This is a genomic window from Corynebacterium argentoratense, assembly GCF_021491455.1.
Taxonomy (GTDB): domain Bacteria; phylum Actinomycetota; class Actinomycetes; order Mycobacteriales; family Mycobacteriaceae; genus Corynebacterium; species Corynebacterium argentoratense_A.
Window position 1 is genome coordinate 233,225 of the sequence record NZ_JAKETN010000002.1, and the last position, 26,016, is coordinate 259,240.

Below are 26,016 nucleotides of genomic sequence, written 5' to 3' on the forward strand. Positions count from 1 at the left end.
TATTCAGCAGCCAACAAGACTGCAATGATCTGCGTGCCGCTCTAAGACACCTTTGTGGCCACAGCCATGCCCGCGCCCAAAGGCAAGCGCGACAACACGATACGCCCCTCGGCAGCCAGGCTGCGCAAGTGCTCATCTGTCTCCCGCGCTGCAACAATATCCCGCTCGGTACGAGAAGAATCCGCAACCGTACCATCCAACAAATAATCCGCGAGAATCAGCACCCCACCGGAAACCAGAAGGGGCAATGCGGCGTCAACGAGAGCGCGAGCATCCTGTGGTCGAGTCTGAGCGAAAACCAACTGATAGTTGTCCGCCGCCAACCTGCCCATCACCTCCAAGGGGCGGGAAGGCAAAAAACGAGTCTGAGAACCACGCAAACCGACAGACGCAAAAGCCTCACGAGCGCTGCGCTGATGCTCAACCTCCGGGTCAATGCACGTCAACTGCACATTCTCGCGAGCACCACGAACAATGTGAAGACCGACCACGCTAGCGGCGGGCGTCACCACAATCGCCGAAGGAGAAGGCCCCGCCTGGGATGTCAACACCGACAGCAGCGAACCCGTAGCCGCATCGGGGAAATCCACCCCGAGCTCAGCAGCATCCGCAGTCGCCTTCGACAGCGCAGCTTCGACACTGACAACACTGCTCGACGAACCACCGGGTGTAGACGCAAGGGTAGCCTGGCACTCTTCCACCGGGGTGGAAGAAATATAGCTGGACATCAGATCAAAAGGGGAGGCACTCACCCGGCCTAGTGTAGTGCGCACACAACCACCAGCGGCTGAAGGCACGCGGCACCCATGCACAGCATCTTCACAGACTCCCGCAGGTTTCCTCACAGCCCACTAACGACGTTAAACTAAACACACCATGCATACTTCCGACATGAAGCGCGACACCCGCACTGCAGCAGCACCGGTACACACCCACAACAGGGCTGAACCGGTAGCTACCCCTGCCGGAAGTATCGGGGGAACAGAAGCCTTCGACAAAGGCGAAGGCACCATGCCCAGCTGGGCAGACATCGTCTCCCAACACGCCGACAGCGTGTACCGCCTGGCATACAGGCTCAGTGGCAATGAACAAGACGCAGAAGACCTCACCCAAGAAACCTTCATGCGCGTCTTCCGTTCACTCGACCGCTACAAACCGGGCACGTTCGAAGGCTGGCTACACAGGATTTGCTCCAATCTCTTCCTCGACATGGCACGCCACCGCTCGGTGATCCGCATGGAGGCACTACCGGAAGACTACGAGCGCATCGCCAGCACCGACCTTGGGCCAGAGCAGGCCTACCACCACATCAACATGGATCCAGCGTTAGAAAAAGCCCTCAATAGTTTGGCACCGGAATTCCGTGTTGCACTGGTTCTTTGTGACGTCATGGGCCTGAGCTATGACGACATCGCCGACACCCTCGGCGTCAAACTCGGCACTGTGCGAAGCCGTATTCACCGTGGTCGCACACAACTTCGCGCAGCCCTTGAAGCCGATACTGCTGCCAAAGAACTCATTCCGGCGTATCCTCGGTGACAACCTCGCCACGTGCACCCAGCGAAAGCGTTGTTAGGTAGCTGATTCCGGCACAGCTGGCAGGCACAGGTAGTAACGCGCTCACAGGAAGGAGGCGACACAACAGTGAACACAGCACGCAATGGCAATCCCGATCAGCCGGGCAATCGTGAGCAGTCAAGCTCTCGTACTACGCGTCATTTCGCCTCCGTCGAGCACTTGAGTGCCGAGGCTGTAGCCGCTTACGTTGACGGAGAGCTCGGGCGAGGAGCCCGCCACAGAGCCCAAGTTCACCTGGTTCACTGCGAAGAATGCCGCGCAGATGTCGCAGCCCAAAGACAAGCCGCCGACAGGCTCCGCCAAGCAACCGCCGCTAGCGACAACGACCTGTGCGTGCCCAATGCGCTTCTCGACAAGCTGCGCGGACTAGAAGAATCCTGCCCCCAAGGTCCCGGACCCGATGCCGTGTTTTTAGAGCAGCCACGCTCCCTCGGGGATAAAGTGGAACTGTTTTATCGAGCCGTAGTACGCTCCCGTAAGCTCTAAAGCAATGGTCCTCAGCGGCGCCACCGGCGCGGCCTTCAACAGCAAAGGTGCAATGTTCTAGTGTTGTCATCAGTCGGCTGGAGTGAAATAATCTTCATCCTCGTGCTGGCGCTCATCCTCGTGGGGCCCGAGCGCCTGCCAGGCCTCATCGAAGACATTCGAGCAGGTCTGATTGCCGCCCGGCGAGCCATCGACAATGTGAAAGCAGAAATGCGTGATGAAGTGGGCGACCTGGGGGAGTTCGCCAAACCGCTGGGAGACATCGCTGCTTTCGGCCGCATGGGGCCCAAAGCCGCAATCACACGTACCCTACTAGACGGCGACTCTTCGCTGTTCGACTCGCTGGAAGAAACCAGTAACCTCGCGCGCCGCGGTTTGACTAGGCCGGTGAAAAAGCCCGAGTCTCCACTGGCACAACCTGATCAGCCCACCAGAACGCATCCAGGGGCCGGGCAGCCTTCCACAAGGCCCGAAACAAACCCTCCCGCGCCACGTCCTCAGGCAGACGGTAACAATCCGGGTAAGCCCACCTGGGAAGATATTACTTAGTGCCTTTGTAGCTGGGGTGGGCACTTCGGGGCACCAAGTAATTTATTTTGCGGTGACGTTGAGCCCCAAGGGCTTACCCGCGAGTGATTCTTGCCTCCGCGCGAGATGGTCGGCGATGCCATTGATGGCTTTGGCAGTGGGGCTGTCAGGATCTGCGAGAACCACGGGAACCCCATCATCGCCGCCGGTTCGAAGCGCCGGATCCAGGGGTACTGAGCCCAGCAGAGGAACAGAAGAACCAGTCAGGGTGCTCAAACGATCAGCAACGATCTGGCCTCCACCCGATCCAAACACGTCCATTGTGGTTCCGTCAGGCAGAACCATCGCCGCCATGTTTTCGATTACACCGGCGACTTTCTGACGAGTCTGCATGCTGATGGATCCTGCACGCTCCGCAACCTCCGCAGCAGCGGCTTGAGGTGTCGTGACGATAAGAAGCTCGCCGCCGGGAACCAGCTGTGCCACAGAGATGGCGATATCTCCGGTGCCAGGGGGCAAGTCAAGGAGTAGGACGTCTAGGTCCCCCCAAAAAACATCCGTCATGAATTGGGAAATCGCGCGGTGCAGCATGGGGCCACGCCAGACCACGGGGGCGTTACCCTCCGTGAAATGAGCGATGGAAATCATCTTGATCCCGTGGGCCTGCGGCGGCATGATCATGTCATCCACCTGATGCGGGCGGTCATCCGAACCCAACATGTGGGGGATCGAGTGGCCATAAATATCAGCATCAAGAATGCCGACCGACAGGCCGCGTTGTGCCAGCGCTGCAGCCAGGTTCACCGTCATGGAGGATTTGCCCACACCACCTTTGCCACTGGCAACTGCGTACACACGCGTTCGGCTATCCGGCCGTGCGAAGGGGTTTTCAGGCTCAGCTATACCGCCGCGCAGGTGGGCGCGAAGCTCCGCGCGCTGTTCGTCGCTCATGACGTCGGTATCGACACTGACGTGCTCGACGCCAGCAACCGCAGCCACAGCCTCGCGACACCGTTCGACGATGGTGGACTTCATCGGGCAGCCCGCGATCGTCAGATAGACAGTGACAGCCACCGATGAGCCATTAATATCGATCGACTTGACCATCCCCAACTCTGTGATGGGGCGGCCGATTTCGGGATCATCCACCTTCGCTAGGGCGGCGCGAATATCGGCGTCTGTGAAATGAGCGCTCTGAGAATCAGTCATTGTCTTCCTTGTGGTTATGTGTGCTGTGGCGTCCCATGGAGGGCGCATTAAACTCGGAGAAATCCGCCGGATGTTCGCCGTGTTCCCGAGCAATACGTGCCGCCGATTCGTCATCAAGCTTGTCCTCGATGCGATCGAGCAGGCTGCGCAGATCTTCCAGCTCGTGGCGTAGGTAGTCGCGGGTAACCGCGTCACCGAGGGAGATTCGTACGGAGGCGAGCTCGCGAGCCAAAAACTCAGTATCGGCTTTTGTTTGCTCTGCTCGGCGACGGTCTTCCGCAAGGGCCACGCGGTCACGGTCCTCCTGACGGTTTTGAGCCAGAAGAATCAACGGGGCAGCATAGGCAGCCTGGGTCGAAAACGCTAGGTTGAGCAGGATGAAGGGGTACGGATCCCATTGCCATGAAAAACCTGCGATGTTGAGGGCCACCCAGGCAATCACGAAAACTGTCTGCCAGAAGAGGTACTCGCCAGTGCCGAAAAAACGAGCGACTTTTTCAGCGAAAGCACCAATTTTGTCGGCATCGATGGTGATCAAAGAACGACGCTGCCCCACGGAAGGGGTATCAAGTTCGCTGCGAACAGTATCAGCCACGGCTGCTCCTTTCTGGTCTATGTAAACGGTGAACCCTTGTGTAGGTTACTCGCCCGGTCGGAATCCGCCTTCGCGCCAATCATCGGGCAGCATGTGGTCAAGGAGGTCATCGACGGCGACAGCTCCCATGAGGTGCTTATCTTCATCCAGGACCGGGCCACACACCAAGTTGTAAGCAGCGAAATATTTGGCTGCGGTTTCCTTGTCGTCTTCGACATGCAGTGGCGGCAAATCTGGGTCTAGGATTCCGCCGATGAGTTCGCTGGGCGGTTCGCGCAGCAAGCGCTGGAGATGGACACATCCCAGGTAGCGGCCGGTGGGCGTCGACGTTGGAGGTCGAACCACGAAAACAATGGAGGCCAAGGATGTCGGCAGCTCCGGATTACGTACCGTAGCGAGAGCCTCCGCAACAGTGGTCTGAGGCGTCAAAACAACGGGCTCGGGGGTCATGATCGCGCCGACGGTGTCGTCCTCGAAATCCATCAGACGTCGAACAGGCTCTGACTCCTCGGGATCCATCATCTCGAGCAGCACATCAGCTTTGTCATCGGAGAGCTCACCCAGCAAGTCTGCCGCGTCATCCGGATCCATCTCTTCCAACACATCTGCTGCGCGCTCGATACTCAAAGACTCAATGAGCTCGGTCTGTTGCTCTTCGGGCATTTCCTGAAGAACATCGGCGAGGCGGTCATCGTCGAGAGCTTCAGCAACGCGGCGTCGTTGCGCCGGATTCATGTCGTGCAGAGTGTTCGCGATATCCACTGGGCGCATGTCACCAAACTGGGCGATGAGCTCTGCATCAGCATTCGACTGGCCTACACCAGCAGCAGAAATGCCCTGCACGTGAGACCACGGAGTGATGAATACCTCTCCGCGGCGTCCAAAATTCCTTTTTTGCCCGAGCACAGCGACGCGGGAGATCACCCAATCACGGGAACGGGTTTTTTCGATTTCCACATCGGCGATTTCCACCGCTTTGCCGCGCAGATTTTCAAGCTCTGGATCGTCGACATGCACGCGAGAGCCGATGAGGTCATTCATCGCCGAGAGCTCGCCCGGACGCGTAGCGAAAGAACGCAAGGACACAGACCCCGACACTAGGGTGATTTCCTGCGGATCGATCGCGGCGATACGAAGCATCGGCAAAAAGATGCGCCGATTATTCACCAGTTCCACCACCAGGCCCAAAACACGTGCTGTTTGGCGTGAGGAACGAACACTAATAATGACGTCGCGGACGCGGCCGATCGGTTCAGTGTCCGGGCCGCGCACAATCATCCCTGACAGGCGACCCGCATACAATTTCGACACTGAGCTCATAGGTAACAAGCATACAGTTGCCCATCCGGCACCGAAATGTGTGCTGCTCGTATATCCTTGGCAAGCATGGCAGCACAACGCCCCACCAGAGACCAAGGTTATCGCCGGCAGCGCCCCGAGGGCTGGCCGGTGGGCAGTTTTGAAACTTACGAGAAAGCCCAGGCCGCTGTTGAGATGCTCACCAAGGACGATAGTTTCCCTGTCGCGGAGCTCACTATTGTTGGTGTTGACCTCATGGAAGTTGAACGCGTCGTGGGGCGCTTAAGCTGGGGGAAGGTCCTTGTATCGGGCGCCCTGTCGGGTATCTGGATGGGTGCCTTCTTCGGGCTGCTCATGGGCTTTTTCAACGAAAACTGGGTGGGGCCGTTGATCGCCGGTGTCGTGATGGGGTTGATATTCGGAGTGACGAGCAGTTCGGTGAGTTACGCGGCGTCAAAAAAGAGCCGAGATTTTTCCACCACGACCGAGATCGTCGCCGGACGCTACGATGTGCTGTGCAGCCCACCGCATGCGCGGCAAGCTAGGGATATGATCGCCCGCGCACACCTGTAGTTCAGTCTGCGCGCGGCGAGCACAGGGTCTACAGCCAGTGGTTGCGTTTGAACGCCCAGTACACACCCACGGTGATAGCGACCATGACAAACAGCACCACAAAGTATCCATAGTGGGTATGCAGCTCGGGCATGTTGTCGAAGTTCATGCCGTAGATTCCGGCGATCATCGTGGGCACCGCAGCCATACCGACCAGCGCCGAGATTTGGCGCATGTCGGCGTTTTGCTGAAGCGAAATCATCGCCACGCCAGCATCGAGCAGTGAAGACAGGCGCTCATCGTAGGAAGCGATCCGGTCGGCGGCGATCAGTTCGTGGTCGAGCACGTCGCGGTAGTAGGAGCGGATCTCCTTATCCACAACGTCCTTGTGGTTCTGGATCAGCGAACGCAAGGCCGAAGCCAGCGGATCGATGGCGTGGCGCATTTCCAGGATCTCACGTTTCAGCATGTAGATCTGCTCAATATCGAAGCGTTTGTCCTGGCTGAACACCTCGGATTCGAGTTCATCGACGTCGCTGGACAGTTCGGTCGCAATACGTAAGTACTCATCGACAAGGCTGTCGGCAATAAACCAGGCGATAGCCATAGGGCCGACGATGAAGGTCTCTGGGTCGGTGCTGGCCTCATGCTCGATGCGTTGCTTGATGGCCTTCATAGGGGAGGGGCCGTGGCGCACGGTGATGATGAACTCGGGGCCGATGATCATCTGGAGCTCACCGGTCTGGATGATTTCTTTCGCATCCACTACCGACTCGTGCTCCTTGTAGAACACGGACCGGATGACCATGAACAATTGGTCGTCGTAGCGTTCCAACTTGGGGCGTTGGTGTGCGCTGACGGCGTCTTCGACGATCAGTTCGTGCACCCCGTAGTCGTCAGCAATGTCAGTCATTTGCTGCTCAGTGGGTCGCCCTAGGGATAGCCACACGAAGGCTTTGGGCTCGCCGGGGGCAATAGTGGCGTTGTGCTCACGTACGGCTACGAGTGCGCTGTGCTGATCGTAGGGTCCCGGTTGCGGAAGCCCGTCGATAAACACCATGCAGCGTTCGATCAGCCGACTGGGGGGCGCCTTGAGGTCTTTGTTTGCTTGGGCGGAGTTGTTTCCTCGGCTGGTGATGCGTGGAATGCTGACCACGGTTCCTCCTCGGGCTTCAATGAGAGGGTGTGCGCAGGGCTGGTGCGTACACAACTGCTCAAGCTTAATACAGGGCTGACGGATGTGTACATGCGGAGAGGGTGGGCCTGCAGGGCGATCCGCCAAGTATGCTTGCATGGGTAGTGAACAACAGTGGTTGGTGATGTGCCGGAGTGCTTACTCGGTATCAGTGCCGCGTGAGCGGGAAGGTCGTGTGATGCGTCGACGGTTAACCCTGGGGGCCTTGTGCTGCGTGTTGGGGGTGTGGGTTGCCGCATGTAGTCAGCCGGAGCAGAGGCTTTTAAGGGACATCGGCGATCGAGACACTCTGCTTGTAACGTTCAATCCCGTCGATACAGAGAACTGGATTTTGGCGGAGCTGTATCAGACGGCGCTGGATAGTGGTGGCCATCAGGCGTATTCCCACGACAATAATGATTCGGTGCGTCAGGGTTATGCAGCGCTAATTCGCAGTATTAGGGAGGGGGATGCTGACGTCGCGGTCGTCTGCACTGGTACTGCGTTGGAGCTGTTGGATCCCGCTAAGGCTAAGGAACTTTCGGAGAAGTTTGAGGCGCAGGGTGGCAAAAACGCGGATGTGACTTCCGGTGAGACTCGCGATGAGGTGTATGCGGCGATGGTGGCCAGTTTGCCCGAGACGGTTGCAGCTGCCAATCCTTCCTCAACCGAAGGGTGCGAGGATTCCACGGGTGAAGCCATGCTGGATTTGCCGCAGAATATCGTGCCGATCTTCCGCAAACATGTGTTGGATCATCACGATCGGCAAAGCCTCAACAAGGTATCAGGAACGGTTAGCCGTGCGGATTTAGATGAGCTAGATGGCAAGGCTGTGGAGCTTCAATCGGTGTCCTCAGCTATCAAGCCTTACATCGTCGACCATGATATTTAATGGCTTCTAGCGCGGGGAATGACACTTCAGCAGCCTCCTGGCGCGCTAAAAAGGCCGCGCTCCTCGATGGGGTAGTCGAGGAGCGCGGCCTTTAGCGCTCTAGCGCGAAGAGGTTAATTAATCCTCAAACGCTGCCTGCAGCAGTTGCTCTTGCTCGAAGGCATGAACCTTGGCAACACCAGTTGCGGTGGAGGACTGTGCACGGCGGCTGATGCGCTTCATTGGCAGCATGCCGGGGATGAGCTCCGGCAGGTGTAGGCCGAGGAAGGGCCACGGACCTTGGTTGGCGGGCTCGTCCTGGCAGAAGCGAATTTCGGTTGCGTTCGGGTAGCAGTCGAACGCTTCCTTGAGGCGGTTGTGCGGGATCGGGTGCAGCATTTCGATGCGAACGATCGCGACGTCCTCACGGCCGAGCTTCTTGCGGCGCTTTTCGAGCTCGTAGTAGAGCTTGCCGGACACCAGCATGATGGTCTTGACCTTGTCGGCATCGCCAATGACGTTGCCTTCGCGGTCAACCAAGCGCGGGTCGTTGATGACCGACTGGAACTTCTTGACCTCGGTGAAGTCCTCCACGGGGGAGGCTGCGTCCTTGAGACGAAGCATCGACTTCGGAGTGAAGACGACCAGCGGGCGCTTGAGGTCGCCAAGGGCGTGGCGACGCAGCAAATGGAAGTGGTTTGCCGGGGTCGAAGGCTGGGCAACCGTCATGGAGCCCTCAGCGCACAGTTGCAGGTAACGCTCGATGCGTGCAGAGGAGTGGTCCGGGCCCATGCCCTCATAGCCGTGAGGCAGCAGCAGGATGACACCGGAGGTCTGGCCCCACTTGGCTTCACCGGAGCAGACGTACTCGTCAATGATGGTCTGCGCGCCATTAGCGAAGTCACCGAACTGTGCTTCCCAGGCGACCACGGCGTCGGGGTTACCAACGGAGTAGCCGTATTCGAAGCCCATGCCTGCGTATTCGGTCAGCGCCGAGTTGTAGACCAGGAACTTGCCTTCGCCCTTGGAACGAGCAAGTTCGTCGATCGGGTTGAATTCTGCAGCGGTGTTCGGGTCGATCATCACTGCGTGACGCTGGGTGAATGTACCGCGACGGGAATCCTCACCTGCGAGACGAACGAGCTTGCCGGAAGTAGCCAGGGTACCGAAGGCCAAAAGCTCGCCCCAACCCCAGTCGATGCCGCCCTCGCGGACGCTTTCTGCACGCTTCTTCGCGACGGGTGCGACGCGCGGGTGAGCGTTGAAGCCCTCCGGAAGATTGACGTAGGACTGTCCGATCTCCACGAGTTCTTCGCGGGTGACGGAGGTGTCCAGACCGTGCGGAAGTTCCTGCGCACTGGTGATGCCCTCTTGAGCCTTAGCCTTCTGCTTTTCAGCGAGCTTAACCTCGTTGAAGACGGACTCCATCTGGTCGTGGAAGTCACGTGCAACTGCTTCAGCGTCCTCGTTGGACAGGTCACCGCGGCCAACCAGGTCTTCGGTGTACTTGGTGCGGGTGGTTTCGCGGTTGTCGATGATGTCGTACATCTGAGGCTGAGTCATCGACGGGTCGTCGGCTTCGTTGTGGCCACGGCGGCGGTAGCACACGAGGTCGATGAAGACGTCCTTGCCGAAGCGACGGCGGTACTCGGTAGCGAGTCGGCCGACCCACACGACAGCCTCGGGGTCGTCGCCGTTGACGTGGAACACCGGGCAGCCGAAAGCCTTCGCTATGTCGGTGGCGTAGTGGCTGGAGCGGGAGGAATCCGGTGTGGTGGTGAAACCGATCTGGTTGTTAACCACGATGTGGACGGTGCCGCCGACGGTGTAACCGCGCAGCTGGGCGAGGTTGATGGTCTCGGGCACGATGCCAAGGCCAGCGAACGCGGCGTCACCATGAAGCAGGATCGGCACGACGGTGTAGCCGTCAGGGCCGAGGTCTAGGATGTCCTGCTTAGCGCGGACGATGCCCTCCATGACAGGGTTGACGGCCTCGAGGTGAGAGGGGTTGGCGGTCAAGGTGATCTTGATTTCGCCATCACCAAACATCTGCAGGTGGGTGCCCTCAGCACCGAGGTGGTACTTGACGTCGCCGGAACCACCAGCCTGGGCGGGATCGATGTTGCCTTCGAACTCGTTGAACAAGGTGTGCAGGGGCTTGCCAACGATGTTGGCGAGCACATTCAGGCGACCGCGGTGGGGCATACCAATGACAACTTCATCCAGGCCTTGGCCTGCGGCGGTGTCGATTACCGCATCCATCAACGGGATGAGGGATTCTGCACCCTCGAGGGAGAATCGCTTCTGGCCAACGTACTTAGTCTGGAGGAAATTCTCGAACGCCTCCGCAGCGTTGAGCTTCTGTAGGATGTACTTCTGCTCTGCGGGGGTGGGCTTGGGCTGACCAGCTTCGATCTGATCCTGTAACCAGGTGCGCTCGTCGCGATCCAAAATGTGGGTGTACTCGGAACCAACCTTGAGCGTGTAGGCAGTGCGGAGCTTCGTCAACACCTCGCGGAGAGTCATGGTCTCGCGACCATCGAAGCCGCCGACGTTGAAGGTGCGGTCGAGGTCCCAGAGGGTCAAGCCATGCGACTCGATGTTGAGGTCGCGGTGGTCCGGAATCGGCATGCCGGGCTGTACCCAGTGCAGCGGGTTGATGTCGGCGAGGAGGTGGCCGCGCGAGCGGTAGGCCTCGATCAACTGCATGACGCGGGTATTCTTATCAACACCGGTGTTGGGCAGATCCTGGGCCCAGCGCATGGGGGAGTAAGGCACGCCCATGACGTCGAAAATGTGGTCCCAGAAGTGATCATCGACCAACAGGCGGCTCATGGTGCGGAGGAATTCACCGGACTCCGCGCCCTGGATGATGCGGTGATCGTAGGTAGAGGTGATGGTGACGAGCTTGCCGACACCGAGCTCTGCGAGGCGATCCTCGGAAGCACCCTGGAACTCAGCGGGGTAGTCCATGGAGCCGACACCGATGATGGCGCCCTGGCCCTTAGTCAGGCGAGGAACGGAGTGGCGGGTGCCGATACCACCGGGGTTGGTGAGCGAAATTGTCACACCGGAGAAGTCTTTACCTGTGAGTTTGCCTGCGCGGCCACGGTTGACGATGTCTTCGTAGGCTTCAACGAACTCGGAGAAGGACAGGGACTCACATTCGCGGATTGCCGCGACAACCAGTGCACGGGAGCCGTCCTTTTGCGGTAGGTCGATAGCCAAACCGAGGTTGATGTGCTCCGGGACCACCAAGAAGGGCTTGCCATCGCGCAGCTCGTAGGCGTTGTTCATGTCCGGGTGGGCCATAACGGCCTTCACCATGGCGTAGCCGATGATGTGGGTGAAGGAAATCTTGCCACCACGGGTGCGGCGCAGGTGATCGTTGATGATCGCGCGGTTTTCAAACATCAGGCGCGCAGGCATGTCGCGTACTGACGTCGCGGTGGGGACCTCCAGGGAAAGGTCCATGTTCTTTGCAATCGCCTTGGCGATGCCCTTCATCTCGGTTGCGCCGGATTCCGGTAGGTCGCCCCCCGCGTTCATCGGGGAAGCTGCTGCCTTCTTTGCAGCCGCAGCGGCTGCTTCCGAGTTGGCGGCTGCCGAAGCCGGGCCGGGCTGGCGTACCTTCTTTGCCGGGGCAGGGTGCGCGGCTTTGGGTGCTGCGGCAGATGTGTCCTTGGTGTTCTGAGCCTGAGCGGTGGCAGGTTCAGGGGTGTCGCCGGAAGTGGGGTTACCATTCGCGGCAAAGAAGTCTCGCCATTCCTGATCCACAGATTGCGGATCTTTTTGGAACTGCTGGAACATCTCGTCTACCAGCCATTGGTTCTGGCCGAAAGAATTAGCGCTGCTCACGGCAGGTGCTCGCCTCTTTTCCTATTGGGGTACATGGTGTGCTCCTCACACCCAGTGTGGGTGGTGAAGAGCAATGTTTCGTTGCTTGTTTTCGCTATTTATCATTGAGCGTTATCGCCGTCCATGGTTGCACAGTCGCATTGGAAATATGCGTGCGAAACCACGGCCGGTAAACGGGCTTCATCCAGGATAGCTAAAAAACCACAAAATGTGGCCTTTGTCTACCTTTATTGGGGCATGTCCGTGCCAGAATACTGCCACAGCCGAGCATAGTGCCCGCCCTGAGCGAGCAGTTCACTGTGAGAACCATCCTCGATGATGCGACCAGAATCGACAACAAGAATGCGATCGGCGCGGGCAGCTGTCGCCAGTCTATGGGCAATGATCACCGAGGTGCGTTGGGTTCTGCCGGAGGCGTTATCCAGCGTCGTATGAAGGCTTTCCACCACTGTGGCCTCGGTGTTTGGGTCTAAACTGGCCGTCGCTTCGTCCAGGATCAAAATAGAGGGCCGGACAAATTCGGCGCGGGCCAACGCGATCAACTGGCGTTGGCCGGAGGACAATCTGGAGCCGTTGCTGATCTGATAATCGAAGCCTCCAGGGAGCGCCTCGATGGTGCTTCGCGCACCCACAGCCTCCGCCGCAGCAACCACGCGGTTACGAAGATCATCCGAGGGGGTATCCGCCGGGGGAGTGTTGTTCTCAGCTTTCATTCCGTGGGGGACATGGGGGTAGCCATAAGCAATGTTGTCGGCGATGCTTCCCCTAAATAGGTGCCCCTCTTGCGGAACATACCCCAACTGTTGCCGCCACTGGTCAATGGGAAAACCATCAATGGGTGAACCACTGGCACATACACGCCCGCTGACAGGATCGTAGAACCTGGCTAACAACTTGGTGAGAGTCGATTTGCCGGCCCCCGTAGGCCCCACAATCGCCACCGTCGCCCCAGGCTCAATCGACAGATTAATGGCTTTCAGAGCAGCCTCCGCGCTACGCGCACCGCCGTAGCTAAACGCGACGTCATCGTAAACGAGAGGTCCGCGGGCACAACGTGCCGCATCCGGATCAGACCCGTCGTCGCACACGGAGGGCCGCGTCGACAACAATTGCTGTATCCGCTGCAAACCCACCCTCGACTGCTGATAAGAATCAAACACCTGGGATAGCTCCTGAATTGGTCCAAACAGCATCCCCATGTACATCACAAAACTAATGACGACGCCAGCAGAGACCTCACCGCGCGAAATCTGCACCGCGCCAAACCCCAAGACCGCAGCCCGAGCAACCTCCGACAAAGCATTCATGCCCGGAAAATACACAGACACCGCAGTCTGAGACTGCAAACGCAGACGACGATAGCGATCGGACTCGGAAGCAAAACGCTCCAAAGTAGCGTCCTCGCGACGGTACATCTGCGTGATCGAAAGGTTAGCGATCAGCTCCCGAAAATCAGCATTAACACCACTGACTTGCTCGCGCGACTGGGTATACAAACGCGCAGAAATCCTGCGGAACACAATCGTGGCGACCCCCATCACCGGCACAATTGCCAAAGCCACCAGCGCCAAGCGGGTGTCAGTGAGCAGCAACATCAGCACAACGCCCGCCAAGGTGCCCACCGCGACAATAGCCTGCGCCACCGACGTTCTTAGGAAAGAACTCAAACTATCGATGTCCGTCGTCATCCGGGTCAACACCTTGCCCACGCGCGTGGATTCGAAATAATCCAGGCTCAAAGACATCAAATGTGTAAACGAACGCGTGCGCAACGCCAACAGCAATTGCTCACCCGTGCGGGCCGACAACACCGTGGAAGCCACCGCAACCGCCCAGCTAGCAACAACCAACGCGCTGCCACCGACTGCAACCCACAGCAGCGTGCTCTTAGCCTGCTGCGTCGGTGCAGCCACACCGTGGTCGATCGCGACACGAACAAGTGCAGGAAACACAAGATCGCCCAAAACCGACAACACAAACAAAGCCACAACCCCCGCCAACGGCCACGCAACCGTGCTAAGCAGTGCGCGAAGAGTGGCATCCGAAGCGGTCGGAACGCTACTGGATTCTTCAGGGTCGGCAGGAACGACCGGCCTGGATGCGCCGCCCTTTGGAATACCTGCGGGGTGACCACGACGCGGCATCCCCCCAGACTGATCGCTAGCGCTACCAGTCGACGCAGACGAGCTCGGGGCGGCGGCAACACTCGGCACAGACGTGCCCGGGCTGGCGCCCACAGAACACTGCGTCACCTCCATTACCTGATCCGCCCAACGAACAGTTGACTCACGATGAGCAACCATGATAACAGTCATATCCGGATAATTCTCGCGCAACGCAGAAAAGACAGCCTGCTCCGTCGCAGCATCCACAGCCGACACGGCGTCATCAAGCACAAGAACCCTAGGCGGGCACACCAACGCTCTAGCCAACGCAAGCCGCTGACGCTGACCACCCGACAATGTCATCCCAGACTCGCCGACAACGGTGTTCACACCATCGGCAGTCGCATGCACAAAACGATCAGCCGACGCAGTACGCAACGCGCGCTCAACCGCCTCATTAGTGACGTCGCGTCCTACGGCGATGTTGTCGCGAATGCTTGCGGAAAACAGATACGGATCATCAAAAACACACACCACGTCGCCCCGAGCAGCAGGGGAGAGCTCCACATCGCCACCGTTATCCGAGGTCAACATGATGCCGCCAGAATCTAGCTGCTGGAAACCACCAAGCACGTCCACCAACGCACTCTTACCACTACCAGGAGGCCCAGTGAGCGCCAACCAGTGCCCGGCAGGCAGGTTACAACTCATCGCCGAAGACGGGTCACCCGTCGGAACAACAACGTTTTCGAAACGCACCCCCAATGGCCCCTCGGCTGCCGGTGCTACGGGATCATCCCACCGCAACAACGCCTCAAGATCGATAACATCAAACACGCGCTTGACTGAGCTCATCGACGTGATAATGCGCAAAGACATAGCCGAAAGCATGCGCGAAATGACCGTCAACGTGGTCAAATAAGAGGCGAAAGCGACAAAAGTGCCCAGTGTGATTGAACCGGTATGTACCAGCCAACCACCGAAAGCCACATTGGCAACCACCAGCAGCTTCGGAAGCTGATCCAACAAAGGCTGGAAACGCGCCATCACGCGCGCCACCACCATGCGCAACTCGTACAAGGTACGACTGGAGGCCTCAACACGCTCGCACTCACGACCCTGCTGATTGAAGGCCATCACCACGCGGATCCCGCGCACGGCCTCCTCAACCTCACCAGCCACAACGCCCTCCTGCTGCTGAGCTGCAGCAGAAGCCTCGAATAAGCGCTTGCGTGAGCGCCACGCACCCACAACAATGATCGGAATTGACACCAAAGCCATTGCCGCAAGAGGCGGCGACAGCCACAGCATCACAACGATAACCCCCACCATTTTGATCGAAGACCCAAGCGCCAACGGCAACATCGCAAGAATCGCCTGAACCGTGGACAAGTCAGAAATCGTCCGACTCATCAACTGCCCCGAATCGACCCGGCGAGCCGCAGGCCCATCCAACCTGTGAACCGAACGCAACGCATCAATGCGCAACAGGTGCTGGGTACTCAAACTCAAGCGCCCGGCCGTGTACCTACGGCCAAATTGGAAGCAGAAACGCACCACGGCGATAGCCAGCAACGCGGCAATGAGCGGCGCAACCGGGCTTCCCCCAATAGCCCGGTCAATCACAGCCTTGGTCAGTAGTGGCGTGTAGACCTCAGCGGCAACCACCATCAAAGTGCACACCGCAGTGACAACAGCCAGGGTCCGCTGAGCGACGACGACCTTGGCAAGCCTCAGGGCTGAATCAAACACGCGACAAACTGCCTACACGCTGCACTAAAAGAAACTGATTAAAACTCCGCAGGAAGGGGGCCAAGGGAGGTACGTGCGTTAGAGATCACCTTGTGTGCCAGCGTGCGGTTGGCGAAGGTGCCAACAACAGCGCCCACGCCCAGAGGCAGCAGCTTGCCCAACCATGCAGCCTTGAACTTCTTACCCATGCGCTTGACTGCGGCGGCAGTCAGCTTGGAGTTAACGTCCTTCAAACGCGGAGCCCCAAAGCGGGTGAGGGTTGCGGCGACGGACGCGCCATTTTTCTTGTTCAGATCGCCCACCGCGGCGTCAACAATCAGAGTGCCAGCCGAACCCAACAACACCACCAGGATCAGTGCACGACGACGTTCCTCATCATGGATATCGACGCCGCGTAGGTACGCCGAGGCCATCACGTACAGCGTCGCAGCATCAAGAAACACCAAAGACTCCGCGCCAACAGCAGCGGCACCAGTGACGAAACCAATCCCAGGGATAGCGGCAGCAGCACCTACTCCCGCACCCGAACCCATCGCCAGGCGCTTGAGGTGCTTGTCCATCATCTTTTGGATCTCGCTGGGCGACGCGTCGGGATTTCCCGCCCGCAGCCACTCGACGTATTTGACGATGGCAGCGCTTTGCATGTGGGCTGCGCGATCAACAGCCTTGATTAGCATCCGGCCGCTAGCGCCTGCGCGTTGCTCAAGTGCTGCGGGATCAGAGTTCACAGCGTCGGTAATGGAATCCGTGTTGGTAGCCATAAGCACACAGTCTAGTAGGACCTAAAGCAGCAGCGTTTGTTAACCTGGGACACTAACCGGGCACGACCGTCACACGGATAGGGCAGCACCCATGACATCCCCACCTGACACTGCGGCACAGCGGGACGCCGTGCTGCGGCAGTGCGCTCACTTGTGCGCAGAGTATCCCCGTTTTGCTCCCGCACTGCACCCCCAAGCCGACTCACGGACGCTAACGATCGATGAATTGCAACAGCACCTCCCTCGCGCAATCGCTGATTCCCAGCAGCGCTTCAACCTGGAGCAGCCTAAACATGCTGCACAAGTGTGGTGGTTTTCGGCGTGCAACAGCTTCGTGGGTCCGGCTGTGACAGCGGCCGTGGAGTACGCCGCCATGCTCGATGTGAATCTTGGCGGCGGTCAGCTGTTTCTTCGCGATGGTGAAGACTATTGGCTGGGTTTCTTGCCCGGGCGGGTCCATAGGCTCGAAGACACCGGAGAGGAATCTACGCGCGAGTTACTGGCCGAACAGGGGGCAGTTTTTGCCCGCAGCATCACGCCGATTGTCGAGCGACTGGCCGAGCAGGCATCTATGCGGCCCAAACCTCTGTTCGCGATCGCCTACGACGCACTCATCCAGGCTGCGATCAATGCCGGTAACGACAGCTTCGATCCCGCCGAGGGCATCAGGGTGGCTCATGCCCTGGGGCGGGGCTTTGGGTCGGTCACCGGGATCGACAATCTCATCGTCGAGGTAGTGGACGGGCAGTGGGCGGACGCTGACGTCGCGGGGGCCCTGGCTGGAGGAATGTGCGAGGGCCACCACGTGGCGCGTCGGGTGAGTTGTTGCATGATTTTTCACTCGGCAAGCAGCGGAAAGTGCGCGAATTGTCCTCGTCAGACGCCGCAGGATCGGCATGCGGCGGTGGAGTCGGTTGTTGCTTCGGATTTCTAAAAGGGCGGTCGCTGGTGCGTTCTTCGGCTAGGCTAGGGGCCGTCGCGGGCAGGCGCCGTCTGTTTGTTGAAACTTTCCATAGAAAAGGTGTGTCGTGAGCTTTTTTGAAGACATCGCTCTGGCTCTGGATGCTGAGGGTATTGAATCTCGTGCTACGGAGGCCCCGGATCCCACACTCTTCGTTCCGATCAGTGCGGATGTGGAAATTCAATTCGTAGAAACGGACCCTGTGCTTCCCGCAGCCAACGTGTATGTCGCCGCAGCTGACGTCGATGAAGACGATGAAGATTTTGACGCCGTGCTCACCTCTGTTGTGTTTTCGGTCGAGGACGCAGTCGCTACGGTGGCCCAGCACATCGCAACCGACCAATTGGTGAGCATTCTTCGCGAATTGTTGGAAGGCTCCGATAGCCGTTTGCAGGATCTGCAGTTTTTCCAGGACCCCGTCGTTCCTTCATTGGTGATGGCCGAGGTGGGTGATTCCTCCACCCTTGAAGTGAGTGTTTCTACGGTGGATGCTGCACCGGTGGCTCGGGTGCGTTTTATCTGCCCGGCACCGCTTGATGGGGAGGATTCGGCGCTGCAGTGTGAAGAGTGCGACACAGATGCGGTGGCTGAAGAGGTATTGGAACTAGGGACGTTTAAGGAAATCAACCGCTTGTTTGACATTGTTGCTTTTGCTGCGGAGCAGGCGGATTCCTGGGAAGAACAGCTCGTTCCGGTAGCCGATTACGAGGCCTATGGCGATCTTTACGATCACCCGGCAGAAGCACTCGATGACATCGATGGTGTCGATGACGTCGAGCAGTTCTAAACAGTCGCCCCCACGCACACCTATTCCCAGAGAAATCTGGGTGCTGGTTAGTGCTGCCCTGGTCATTGCTTTGGGCTATGGCATGGTCGCGCCGATCTTGCCCCAGTTCGCTAAGAGCTTTGATGTGAGTATCGCTGCGGCTTCCGCGGTGGTGAGTGCTTTTGCGGGTATGCGGTTGCTGTTCGCTCCTGCGGCGGGACGATTGCTCAACGCTTTCGGCTCTCGCAGCGTGTACCTATCTGGATTGTTGACGGTGGCGGTGTCCACTGGGCTTGTGGCAACCGCGCATGATTACTGGCATGTGTTGGTGTTGAGGGCCGCAGGTGGCATTGGTTCCACGATGTTTACGGTGTCTGCGATGGGGTTGATTGTCCGCATCGCCCCGCCATCCATTAGGGGCAAAGCCTCATCGACGTATGCGACTGCGTTTCTGCTGGGCAATATTTTGGGGCCCTTGTTGGGTTCCGCATTGGCTGGCCTCGGGATGCGGGTACCTTTTGTTATCTACGGCATCGCCCTGCTTATTGCCACTGCTTTGGTGTGGATCATGCTCGATCCAGCGGTTATTCGTGACGTCGAGCAGCATGGTGCCGCTGCGATGCGCTTGCGCGAAGCATGGGGACGTACGTCGTATCGTGCGGCTCTAGTCGGGGCTTTTTACAATGGGTGGGCAAACTACGGGGTTAGGGTCGCGAGCATCCCGTTGTATGTGGCGACGTTTCATAGCGCAGCGTTGACGGGAATGATTTTGGCGAGTTTCGCGGCGGGTAATGCTGTTGCGTTGCAAGGGGCCGGTCGCCTGGCAGATACATTGGGGCGCAAACCGCTGGCGCTGACGGGCATAGTGACAAATGCCACCTTCACCGCTGTGTTGGGATTGAGCCAGCACACGGGCGTGTTGATTGCTGTGTCGGTTCTAGCTGGTGCAGGGGCCGGTATTTTGGCGCCCGCACAGCAGGCGACTGTCGCCGATGTGATCGGCAAGGAGCGTTCGGGTGGTGGGGTGCTTGCGACGTTCCAAATGGTGCAAGACCTGGGCACAATCAGTGGCCCCCTGGTTATCGGCATGGTTGCTGAGGCCTTTGGTTTCAGGTGGGCCTTCGGTTTATGCGCGGCTATCGGATTGGTGGCTGTCGCGGCGTGGGCTCCGGCTGAGGAACCGCTTGGGCTTGTGCAGTCCAGCCCCCAGCCCGCCTAATATGTTGACGCCACGCGAGGCCGCCATAAATAGCTAAACAGGGGCGGAACGCGTACAGTGGCTAAAACAATGAGCAATACCGATAACGTCACCAGCGGCGTTGAAGAGCTGGAAAACGTGAACTTGTCGGAAGTGGAAGATCATTCGCAGGACGTCCAAGAAGACGTCAGGGAAGCGAAAGAATCTGAGGCTACCGGCCCGAAAAATGGTTTTGAAAGCCTTGGACTCCCTGCGAATGTGCTCGCAGCAGTCAAAAAGGTGGGCTTCGAGACCCCGTCCCCCATTCAAGCGCAGACCATCCCGGTGCTGATGGAAGGCCACGACGTCGTGGGCCTCGCACAGACCGGTACTGGTAAGACCGCTGCATTCGCACTGCCAATCCTTTCCCGGATTGCCCTGGACGTGCGTAAACCCCAGGCTTTGGTCCTGGCCCCCACCCGTGAGCTTGCGCTGCAGGTTGCAGACAGCTTCCAATCCTTCGCCTCCAGCCTTGGTGGCATCCATGTGCTGCCGATCTATGGTGGCCAGGCCTATGGCATTCAGTTGTCCGGTCTTCGCCGCGGTGCACAGATCATCGTCGGTACCCCGGGTCGTGTTATCGACCACCTCGAAAAGGGGTCCTTGGACATCTCGGATCTGCGTTTCCTCGTGTTGGACGAGGCAGACGAGATGCTCAACATGGGCTTCCAAGAAGACGTCGAGCGTATTCTTGCCGACACTCCGGAAGACAAGCAGGTTGCACTGTTTTCCGCCACCATGCCCAACGGTATCCGCAGGATCGCCCGCGAGTACCTTCGTGAACCGAAGGAAATCTCGGTCAAGTCCGAGACCCGTACCAACACCAACATCACCCAGCGTTACCTGTCGGTCGCGCACCGCAACAAGCTCGATGCCTTGACCCGCATTCTTGAGGTCACCGAGTTTGAGGCCATGATCATATTCGTGCGCACCAAGCACGAAACGGAAGAACTTGCTGAAAAGCTCCGTGCTCGCGGATTCTCCGCCGCAGCCATCAATGGAGACATCGCGCAGGCACAGCGTGAGCGTACGGTTGATCAACTTAAAGACGGCCGTCTCGACATTTTGGTCGCAACAGATGTTGCTGCCCGTGGTCTCGACGTTGAGCGGATCAGCCACGTGCTGAACTACGACATTCCGAATGACACCGAAAGCTACGTCCACCGCATCGGCCGCACCGGTCGTGCTGGGCGCTCCGGCGAAGCCATTTTGTTTGTCACTCCCCGCGAGCGTCGCATGCTCCGCTCCATTGAGCGCGCCACCAATGCGCCTTTGGATGAAATGGATCTGCCGACCGTCGATGAGGTCAACGAATCCCGCAAGGATAAGTTCGCGGATTCCATCACCAATGCGCTTGAGCACGCTGAGGTCGCTGTGTTCCGCAAGCTGGTCAAGGAGTACTCAGAAGAGCACGATGTTCCCCTCGAGGACATTGCTGCCGCTTTGGCCACCGAGGCTTCGTCCGGCGATGAGTTCTTCATGAAGGAACTTCCCCCGAGCAAGCGCGATCGCTTCGATCGTGACAACCGTGGTGATCGTGGCGGCCGTCGTGATCGCTTCGACCGCGAAGCCCCCACCCGTTTCGATCGCAGCGGTAAAGAGATGGCAGTTTACCGTTTGGCTGTGGGCAAGCGCCAGCACGTGCGCCCCGGTGCTATTGTCGGTGCTCTCGCTAACGAAGGTGGCTTGAGCAGCAAGGACTTCGGCCGAATCAACATCGCTGTTGATCACACCCTGGTCGAGCTTCCCAAGGACCTTCCGAAGGAAGTGTTCGAGGCACTCGAAGACACTCGTATTTCCGGTCAGCTGATCAACATTGAGCCGGATCCCGGCGCGCCCATGGGGCGTCCTGCATCGCATCGTTCTCGTGGGGACCGCGATGATCGCGGTGGCCGTGGTGGTTTCCGTGTTGGTCGTGACGACCGTGGTGGCCGTGGTGGTTTCCGTGGGCGTGATGATCGTGGTGGCCGTGGTGGTTTCCGTGGGCGTGATGATCGTCGTGACGATCGCGGTGGCCGTGGCGGCTTCCGCTCACGCAACAACGATCGCTATTAGAAGCAGTCGTCGGCTTGAGGCCGACTAGCTGCTAAAGCTTAAGGGCTGGGAAGATCTCAACGAGATCTTCCCAGCCCTTAAATGATTTTTACGTGGGTGTTAGATGAACATTAACACTGCGGCGATGATCCACAGTGCGTTGAAGATTCCAGAAAACATGGCAAGTTGCTTCTTCAGCGCGGGGGCTTTGTCGGGTTCAGCTGCGTGCGCCGCAGGGTCGGTAGCGAGCGCCAGCAAGGCTTTTTGGCGGGGGAGAACCAGGAAGAACAGGACAGCCCAGGCGATGACGCTGATGAGGATCGCGGCGTGGAACTTACCTTGCTTCATGTAGGCACTGTCGAAGATGAACATTCCCAGGCCGGCCAGCGGAACGAGGAGGCTCAGCAGTGCGTAGGTGTTGGTGATGCGGTGCAGGATGCGGGCAGAACCGAGGGAGGATTGGTCGCCGCCCGTGGCTTGGAGTGCGAAAGCGGGGTAGAGGGAGGAGGCAACCGCCACGGGTCCGAGGAACAGGATGGCAGCAATGATGTGCACGATAACGAGGATATTCACCCGCTAAACCCTACCCAAGGGTTGCGTGGAGCGCATCTTGGACGATGCAGGCGCGTTTCATGGTGCTGACGTCGTCGTTGCTCAGGTTTAGCTGGTAGGTTGCGGCAATCAGCGCTATCCTGCGGGCGTACCAGCAGTGCACGGCGCGGTTGGGCGGCATCCATTCGGCTGGTAGTTTGTCGCCTTTGTCTTGGTTGTGGGTGCGGGACACGGCGACAAGGTTGAGTGGGTCGTTGGCGAAGGTTTGCATAGTGGTGTGGTTCCAGGTGTAGGCGCCCATGTCCCATGCTGCTGATAGGGGGAATATGTGGTCGATTTCTATCGCTTGGTTGACGTCGGGGCCCATCCGTCCGCTGCCGTACGGGTCTGCGGCCTCACCGCTAATGAGCGTGCAGCCATCGAGTGATTGCGGGCCGAGTGCTCGGGATAGTTCGCGTTGTCGCGTGGTACACGGATGGGTGTTGACGTCGGCTGTGGCCCATCCCCCGAATTGCTCACGGTGGTAAGGGGCCGTGGCCGGCCGGTCGCTGCGCTGTCCCCTGGGTACGTGGGGCAGTGTCTGCGCTAGGGGAGGGTCGTAGGTGAATCCTTCTGGTGGGTGCCCGGGGTGTAGTGAGTAGGCGATGGTGACGATGGTAGCGATAATCAGTAGGCGTTTGTAGTTTCGGAGGGGGTCACGGAACATATCTACATAGACGTCGTGGTGGTGGGTGTGGTTCCGGGGCCGGGTAGTCTGTAGGGCATGCCCACCCCAGATTTTTTGCTTCACGGCACGGTTGCCGCTGATGGGGTGCTGTATCTGTGGATTGAGCAAACCCAGGGGCACCGCGTGGTGACGGTGCAGGATGTGCCGGGGGATGCTTTCCCGCCGGTGATCCATGGGTTGTTGTCGTCTTCTCGGGTGAGGGTGGTTAAAAATATTCGGGTGCATACGCCAAAAGGGAGGGAAGTCCGGCTTGATATGCAGGCTGTGGGGCTGATCCCGGAGCAGGCGGTGCGTTTTTTATCAAGCGCGGCGTTTGTGTTGTCTGATTCGCCAGCGGCGACGCGGCGTCAACGTTCGGCGATCGCACCAGATTTAATGTGGTTGCTGTCCGCGTATGCCGGCATCGAGCGTTTCGTGCGTTCGGGTGGTTTTTTACCCTCGGTGCGCTGGGAGGATGGCAGCTGGTATGGGTGCTGGATTCTGGCAAGTGGCGTGAGGGAACGCGCTTGGCAAATTGATATGAGCCGTGCCCAGCCGGGGGTGTTGGAGGCCAATTTTGGGCCAGGGCTCATCGAGTGGTTGTGCGGGCGCTACGCCCATTGGGTGGTGGTGAGCTTGGTGGATGACACAGCACTGGACGACCCCCACCCATTGGTGCGCTCCTTGGTGGGATATGAGCCCGTTCGACGCACACGGGAGAGTTTTGTTCAAGAGCTCAACGCGTGGGTGAAAAGCGCCAACACGGTGCCTATGCAGGTTGTGGTGATGGTGGAGGAACCAGTCGATAGCTTGTGGCCGGTGAGCGTACAGGTGCGCGTGGGGGTGGATGCGCCCGTGCCGGCTGCGACGCTGTCAGCTGATTTCCAAGTGGAGGCGCAGCAACTCATCGAAGAAGTCGCCGACGCCGCTCCAGGGGTATCGTGGTGGCCCCGATGGCCAGATGATTGCGTGGAATTGGGGGTGGAGGACATGGCCACCCTCATCGACCGTGACATAGCCGAGCTCAGTCGGGCCGGGGTGAAAGTGATGATGCCCCAATCCTGGTCCAAAGGTTCGGCCACAGCAACGCTTAAGGTTCGCTCCAGCCAGCAGCCCGGCGCGATCGTGCGTCATTTTGGGATGGACCAGATTGTTGAATACGACTGGAAGGTTGCGGTTGATGGCCAGGAGCTTGATACGCAGGCGATGAATGAGCTGATCCACAGTAGCCATAATTTGGTGAAGATCCGCGGCAAGTGGATCAGTGTTGATCAGCGGATGCTCGGCAGGATTCGCCAGTATATTGAGCGGGCGGCGCAGGCGGATCGTCGTCTGCGGGGTGGGGGCACGGCGGCTGCAAGTGGGGTGATGAGCGCTGCTGACGTGCGTGCTTTGGCGTTGGAGCAGGCTGCAGAGGACGTGCTGGATCGGGATGTGGAGATTGCCTCCAATGATCCCTGGGTCGAGGCGCTGTGGGGTGCGGAGATGCCGGCCCCACAGCCGCGCGAGGTACCGGACAGTGTGCAGGCTACGTTGCGGCAGTATCAGCAGCGTGGCTTGGATTGGTTGGCGTGGATGTCGGACAACAACGTCGGTTGTATTTTGGCCGACGACATGGGTTTGGGCAAGACTTTGCAGATCCTGGCGCTTGTGGCCTACGAGCGTTCGGCTGCGGGTGCTGCCGTGGCCAGCTCTGCAAAGCCGTCGATCGTGGTGTGTCCCACGTCGTTGGTGCATAACTGGGTGGCGGAGGCGGCCAAGTTCGTGCCCAGCCTCAACGTCGTTGCCTACCATGGCGCGCGCCGCGACATCGAGGCGGTGCGTCATGCAGATGTGGTGGTGACTACCTACACCACGGTCACACGCGACGTCGAAACCCTCAAAGACATCGAGTTCGACCACGTCATCGCCGATGAGGCCCAGGCGATTAAAAATACTGCGACAAAAGCAGCCCGCGCTATTCGTCTGCTGCCCGCGCGTCACCGCATCGCTTTGACCGGCACCCCTGTGGAAAATCGCCTGATGGAGCTGCGGGCGATTATGGATTTCTGCAACCCCGGCATTCTTGGGACACAGAGTTTCTTCCGAAACTATTTCGCCAATTCCATCGAAAGGGATGACAACCTTGATCTTGCGGACACGTTAAAGAAATTGTGTGCGCCTTTCATGCTCAGGCGCATGAAAACCGACCCCAGTATTATCGATGACCTACCGGACAAGAGCGAGCACATCGTCGAAGTGTCCATGACCGCCGAACAAGCCGCTCTTTACCAGGCGCTTGTTGATGAGATCACCGCGGTGCTCAACAGCACGGATGTCAACGAACGCTCCCGCCGCAAAGGCTTGGTGCTCAGCTCGATCACCCAGATCAAACAAATCTGCAACCATCCCGCCCACTATCTCAAAGACGGCAGCCCCATGATCCTCAAAGGTCGGCACCGCAGTGGAAAAGTCGAAGCCTTAATGAATATTGTTGACGCCGCGTTGCGTGCCGGCAAACAAATTTTGGTGTTCACGCAATACCGCGAGTTCGGTACCATGCTGCGAACATATTTGAGTAACTACACCGGAAGCGACATCGACTTCCTCCACGGTGGCACTACCCCACAGGGGCGGCAGCAGATGGTTGAACGCTTCCAACAAGGTGACGCACCCATTTTGATTGTGTCGCTCAAAGCCGGTGGCACGGGCCTGAACCTCACCGCGGCAAGCGTCGTGGTTCACATGGACCGGTGGTGGAACCCAGCGGTAGAAAACCAAGCCACCGACCGTGCGTACCGCATCGGCCAACGCGACAATGTTGCCGTGTATAAAATGGTCACCCTATCGACCCTCGAAGAATCCATCCACGATGTTCTGGCCGGAAAACTCACTCTCGCCAGCAGCGTGGTGGGGGCCGGAGAGGGCTGGTTGACAGAACTGTCACCCGAAGAATTCACCATGCTGCTCCACGCGGACAGCATCAGCGAACGCACGACCACTTAAAAAAGGG

The 26,016-nt window shown here is 58.8% G+C and carries 20 protein-coding genes; 10 read left to right on the forward strand and 10 right to left on the reverse strand.

The window, feature by feature from the left end; all coding sequences use genetic code 11:
* Nucleotides 1-41 precede the first annotated feature (41 nt).
* Nucleotides 42-752 carry an O-methyltransferase gene (locus L1C91_RS03580; RefSeq protein ID WP_419178702.1) on the reverse strand — a complete coding sequence of 237 codons (711 nt, stop codon included), beginning with the start codon at nt 750-752 and terminating at the stop codon, nt 42-44.
* Nucleotides 753-891: 139 nt separating this feature from the next.
* Here L1C91_RS03580 and sigE point away from each other — a divergent pair, with 139 nt between their 5' ends.
* The 3 genes from sigE to L1C91_RS03595 all read left to right on the forward strand — a co-directional run bounded on the left by sigE (nt 892) and on the right by L1C91_RS03595 (nt 2,613).
* Nucleotides 892-1,539 carry an RNA polymerase sigma factor SigE gene (sigE, locus tag L1C91_RS03585; RefSeq protein ID WP_234858194.1) on the forward strand — a complete coding sequence of 216 codons (648 nt, stop codon included), beginning with the start codon at nt 892-894 and terminating at the stop codon, nt 1,537-1,539.
* Between the two features lie 105 nt (nt 1,540-1,644).
* Entirely contained in the window at nt 1,645-2,064 is a 420-nt protein-coding gene (locus tag L1C91_RS03590) for an anti-sigma factor family protein (RefSeq protein ID WP_234858052.1), read from the forward strand.
* Between the two features lie 60 nt (nt 2,065-2,124).
* A complete protein-coding gene (locus L1C91_RS03595; protein ID WP_234858053.1) occupies nt 2,125-2,613 on the forward strand; it encodes a hypothetical protein in 489 nt (162 codons plus the stop codon).
* A 42-nt stretch (nt 2,614-2,655) separates the two neighbouring features.
* On the opposite strand, the gene L1C91_RS03600 is transcribed toward L1C91_RS03595, so the two are convergent.
* From L1C91_RS03600 to L1C91_RS03610, 3 genes are read right to left on the reverse strand one after another with little or no spacing between them, the layout of a single operon-like run.
* Nucleotides 2,656-3,801: an Mrp/NBP35 family ATP-binding protein gene (locus L1C91_RS03600; RefSeq protein WP_234858054.1), complete on the reverse strand. Its 1,146-nt coding sequence runs from the start codon at nt 3,799-3,801 to the stop codon at nt 2,656-2,658.
* Nucleotides 3,794-4,396 carry a DUF1003 domain-containing protein gene (locus L1C91_RS03605; protein WP_234858055.1) on the reverse strand — a complete coding sequence of 201 codons (603 nt, stop codon included), beginning with the start codon at nt 4,394-4,396 and terminating at the stop codon, nt 3,794-3,796. Before L1C91_RS03605 ends, L1C91_RS03600 begins: the two co-directional genes overlap by 8 nt.
* 45 nt (nt 4,397-4,441) lie before the next feature.
* Complete coding sequence (locus tag L1C91_RS03610; protein WP_234858056.1) at nt 4,442-5,716, reverse strand: magnesium transporter MgtE N-terminal domain-containing protein; 1,275 nt, start codon at nt 5,714-5,716, stop codon at nt 4,442-4,444.
* A gap of 66 nt (nt 5,717-5,782) precedes the next feature.
* Here L1C91_RS03610 and L1C91_RS03615 point away from each other — a divergent pair, with 66 nt between their 5' ends.
* Nucleotides 5,783-6,268, forward strand: coding sequence for a general stress protein (locus tag L1C91_RS03615; RefSeq protein ID WP_234858057.1), 486 nt, complete (start codon nt 5,783-5,785; stop codon nt 6,266-6,268).
* A gap of 28 nt (nt 6,269-6,296) precedes the next feature.
* Here the strand turns inward: L1C91_RS03615 and corA are convergent, their stop codons facing one another.
* On the reverse strand, nt 6,297-7,394 hold the full coding sequence (corA, locus tag L1C91_RS03620; protein ID WP_419178707.1) for a magnesium/cobalt transporter CorA: 1,098 nt from the start codon (nt 7,392-7,394) through the stop codon (nt 6,297-6,299).
* A 226-nt stretch (nt 7,395-7,620) separates the two neighbouring features.
* Between corA and L1C91_RS03625 the strand changes: the two genes are divergently transcribed.
* Entirely contained in the window at nt 7,621-8,313 is a 693-nt protein-coding gene (locus tag L1C91_RS03625) for a hypothetical protein (RefSeq protein WP_234858059.1), read from the forward strand.
* Nucleotides 8,314-8,430: 117 nt separating this feature from the next.
* On the opposite strand, the gene L1C91_RS03630 is transcribed toward L1C91_RS03625, so the two are convergent.
* The 3 genes from L1C91_RS03630 to L1C91_RS03640 all read right to left on the reverse strand — a co-directional run bounded on the left by L1C91_RS03630 (nt 8,431) and on the right by L1C91_RS03640 (nt 16,768).
* Entirely contained in the window at nt 8,431-12,150 is a 3,720-nt protein-coding gene (locus L1C91_RS03630) for a multifunctional oxoglutarate decarboxylase/oxoglutarate dehydrogenase thiamine pyrophosphate-binding subunit/dihydrolipoyllysine-residue succinyltransferase subunit (protein ID WP_234858060.1), read from the reverse strand.
* 227 nt (nt 12,151-12,377) lie between these two features.
* The gene (locus tag L1C91_RS03635; protein ID WP_234858061.1) at nt 12,378-16,007 is read right to left on the reverse strand and encodes an ABC transporter ATP-binding protein; all 3,630 of its coding nucleotides are present in this window, start codon (nt 16,005-16,007) and stop codon (nt 12,378-12,380) included.
* A 38-nt stretch (nt 16,008-16,045) separates the two neighbouring features.
* On the reverse strand, nt 16,046-16,768 hold the full coding sequence (locus tag L1C91_RS03640) for a hypothetical protein (protein WP_234858062.1): 723 nt from the start codon (nt 16,766-16,768) through the stop codon (nt 16,046-16,048).
* A 91-nt stretch (nt 16,769-16,859) separates the two neighbouring features.
* Here L1C91_RS03640 and L1C91_RS03645 point away from each other — a divergent pair, with 91 nt between their 5' ends.
* The 4 genes from L1C91_RS03645 to L1C91_RS03660 all read left to right on the forward strand — a co-directional run bounded on the left by L1C91_RS03645 (nt 16,860) and on the right by L1C91_RS03660 (nt 21,787).
* Nucleotides 16,860-17,702 carry a (2Fe-2S)-binding protein gene (locus L1C91_RS03645; protein ID WP_234858063.1) on the forward strand — a complete coding sequence of 281 codons (843 nt, stop codon included), beginning with the start codon at nt 16,860-16,862 and terminating at the stop codon, nt 17,700-17,702.
* 94 nt (nt 17,703-17,796) lie between these two features.
* A complete protein-coding gene (locus L1C91_RS03650; RefSeq protein WP_234858064.1) occupies nt 17,797-18,516 on the forward strand; it encodes a hypothetical protein in 720 nt (239 codons plus the stop codon).
* Nucleotides 18,443-19,714, forward strand: coding sequence for an MFS transporter (locus L1C91_RS03655; protein WP_328219578.1), 1,272 nt, complete (start codon nt 18,443-18,445; stop codon nt 19,712-19,714). The genes L1C91_RS03650 and L1C91_RS03655 overlap by 74 nt, the downstream gene beginning before the upstream one ends.
* Nucleotides 19,715-19,783: 69 nt before the next feature.
* Nucleotides 19,784-21,787, forward strand: coding sequence for a DEAD/DEAH box helicase (locus tag L1C91_RS03660; RefSeq protein ID WP_234858065.1), 2,004 nt, complete (start codon nt 19,784-19,786; stop codon nt 21,785-21,787).
* Between the two features lie 99 nt (nt 21,788-21,886).
* Here L1C91_RS03660 and L1C91_RS03665 read toward each other — a convergent pair whose 3' ends face one another.
* On the reverse strand, nt 21,887-22,339 hold the full coding sequence (locus L1C91_RS03665; protein WP_020976064.1) for a hypothetical protein: 453 nt from the start codon (nt 22,337-22,339) through the stop codon (nt 21,887-21,889).
* Between the two features lie 10 nt (nt 22,340-22,349).
* Complete coding sequence (locus tag L1C91_RS03670; RefSeq protein WP_234858066.1) at nt 22,350-23,024, reverse strand: HNH endonuclease family protein; 675 nt, start codon at nt 23,022-23,024, stop codon at nt 22,350-22,352.
* 57 nt (nt 23,025-23,081) lie between these two features.
* Here L1C91_RS03670 and L1C91_RS03675 point away from each other — a divergent pair, with 57 nt between their 5' ends.
* Nucleotides 23,082-26,009, forward strand: a complete 2,928-nt coding sequence (locus L1C91_RS03675) for a DEAD/DEAH box helicase (protein WP_234858067.1) — start codon at nt 23,082-23,084, stop codon at nt 26,007-26,009.
* Nucleotides 26,010-26,016: the final 7 nt, after the last annotated feature.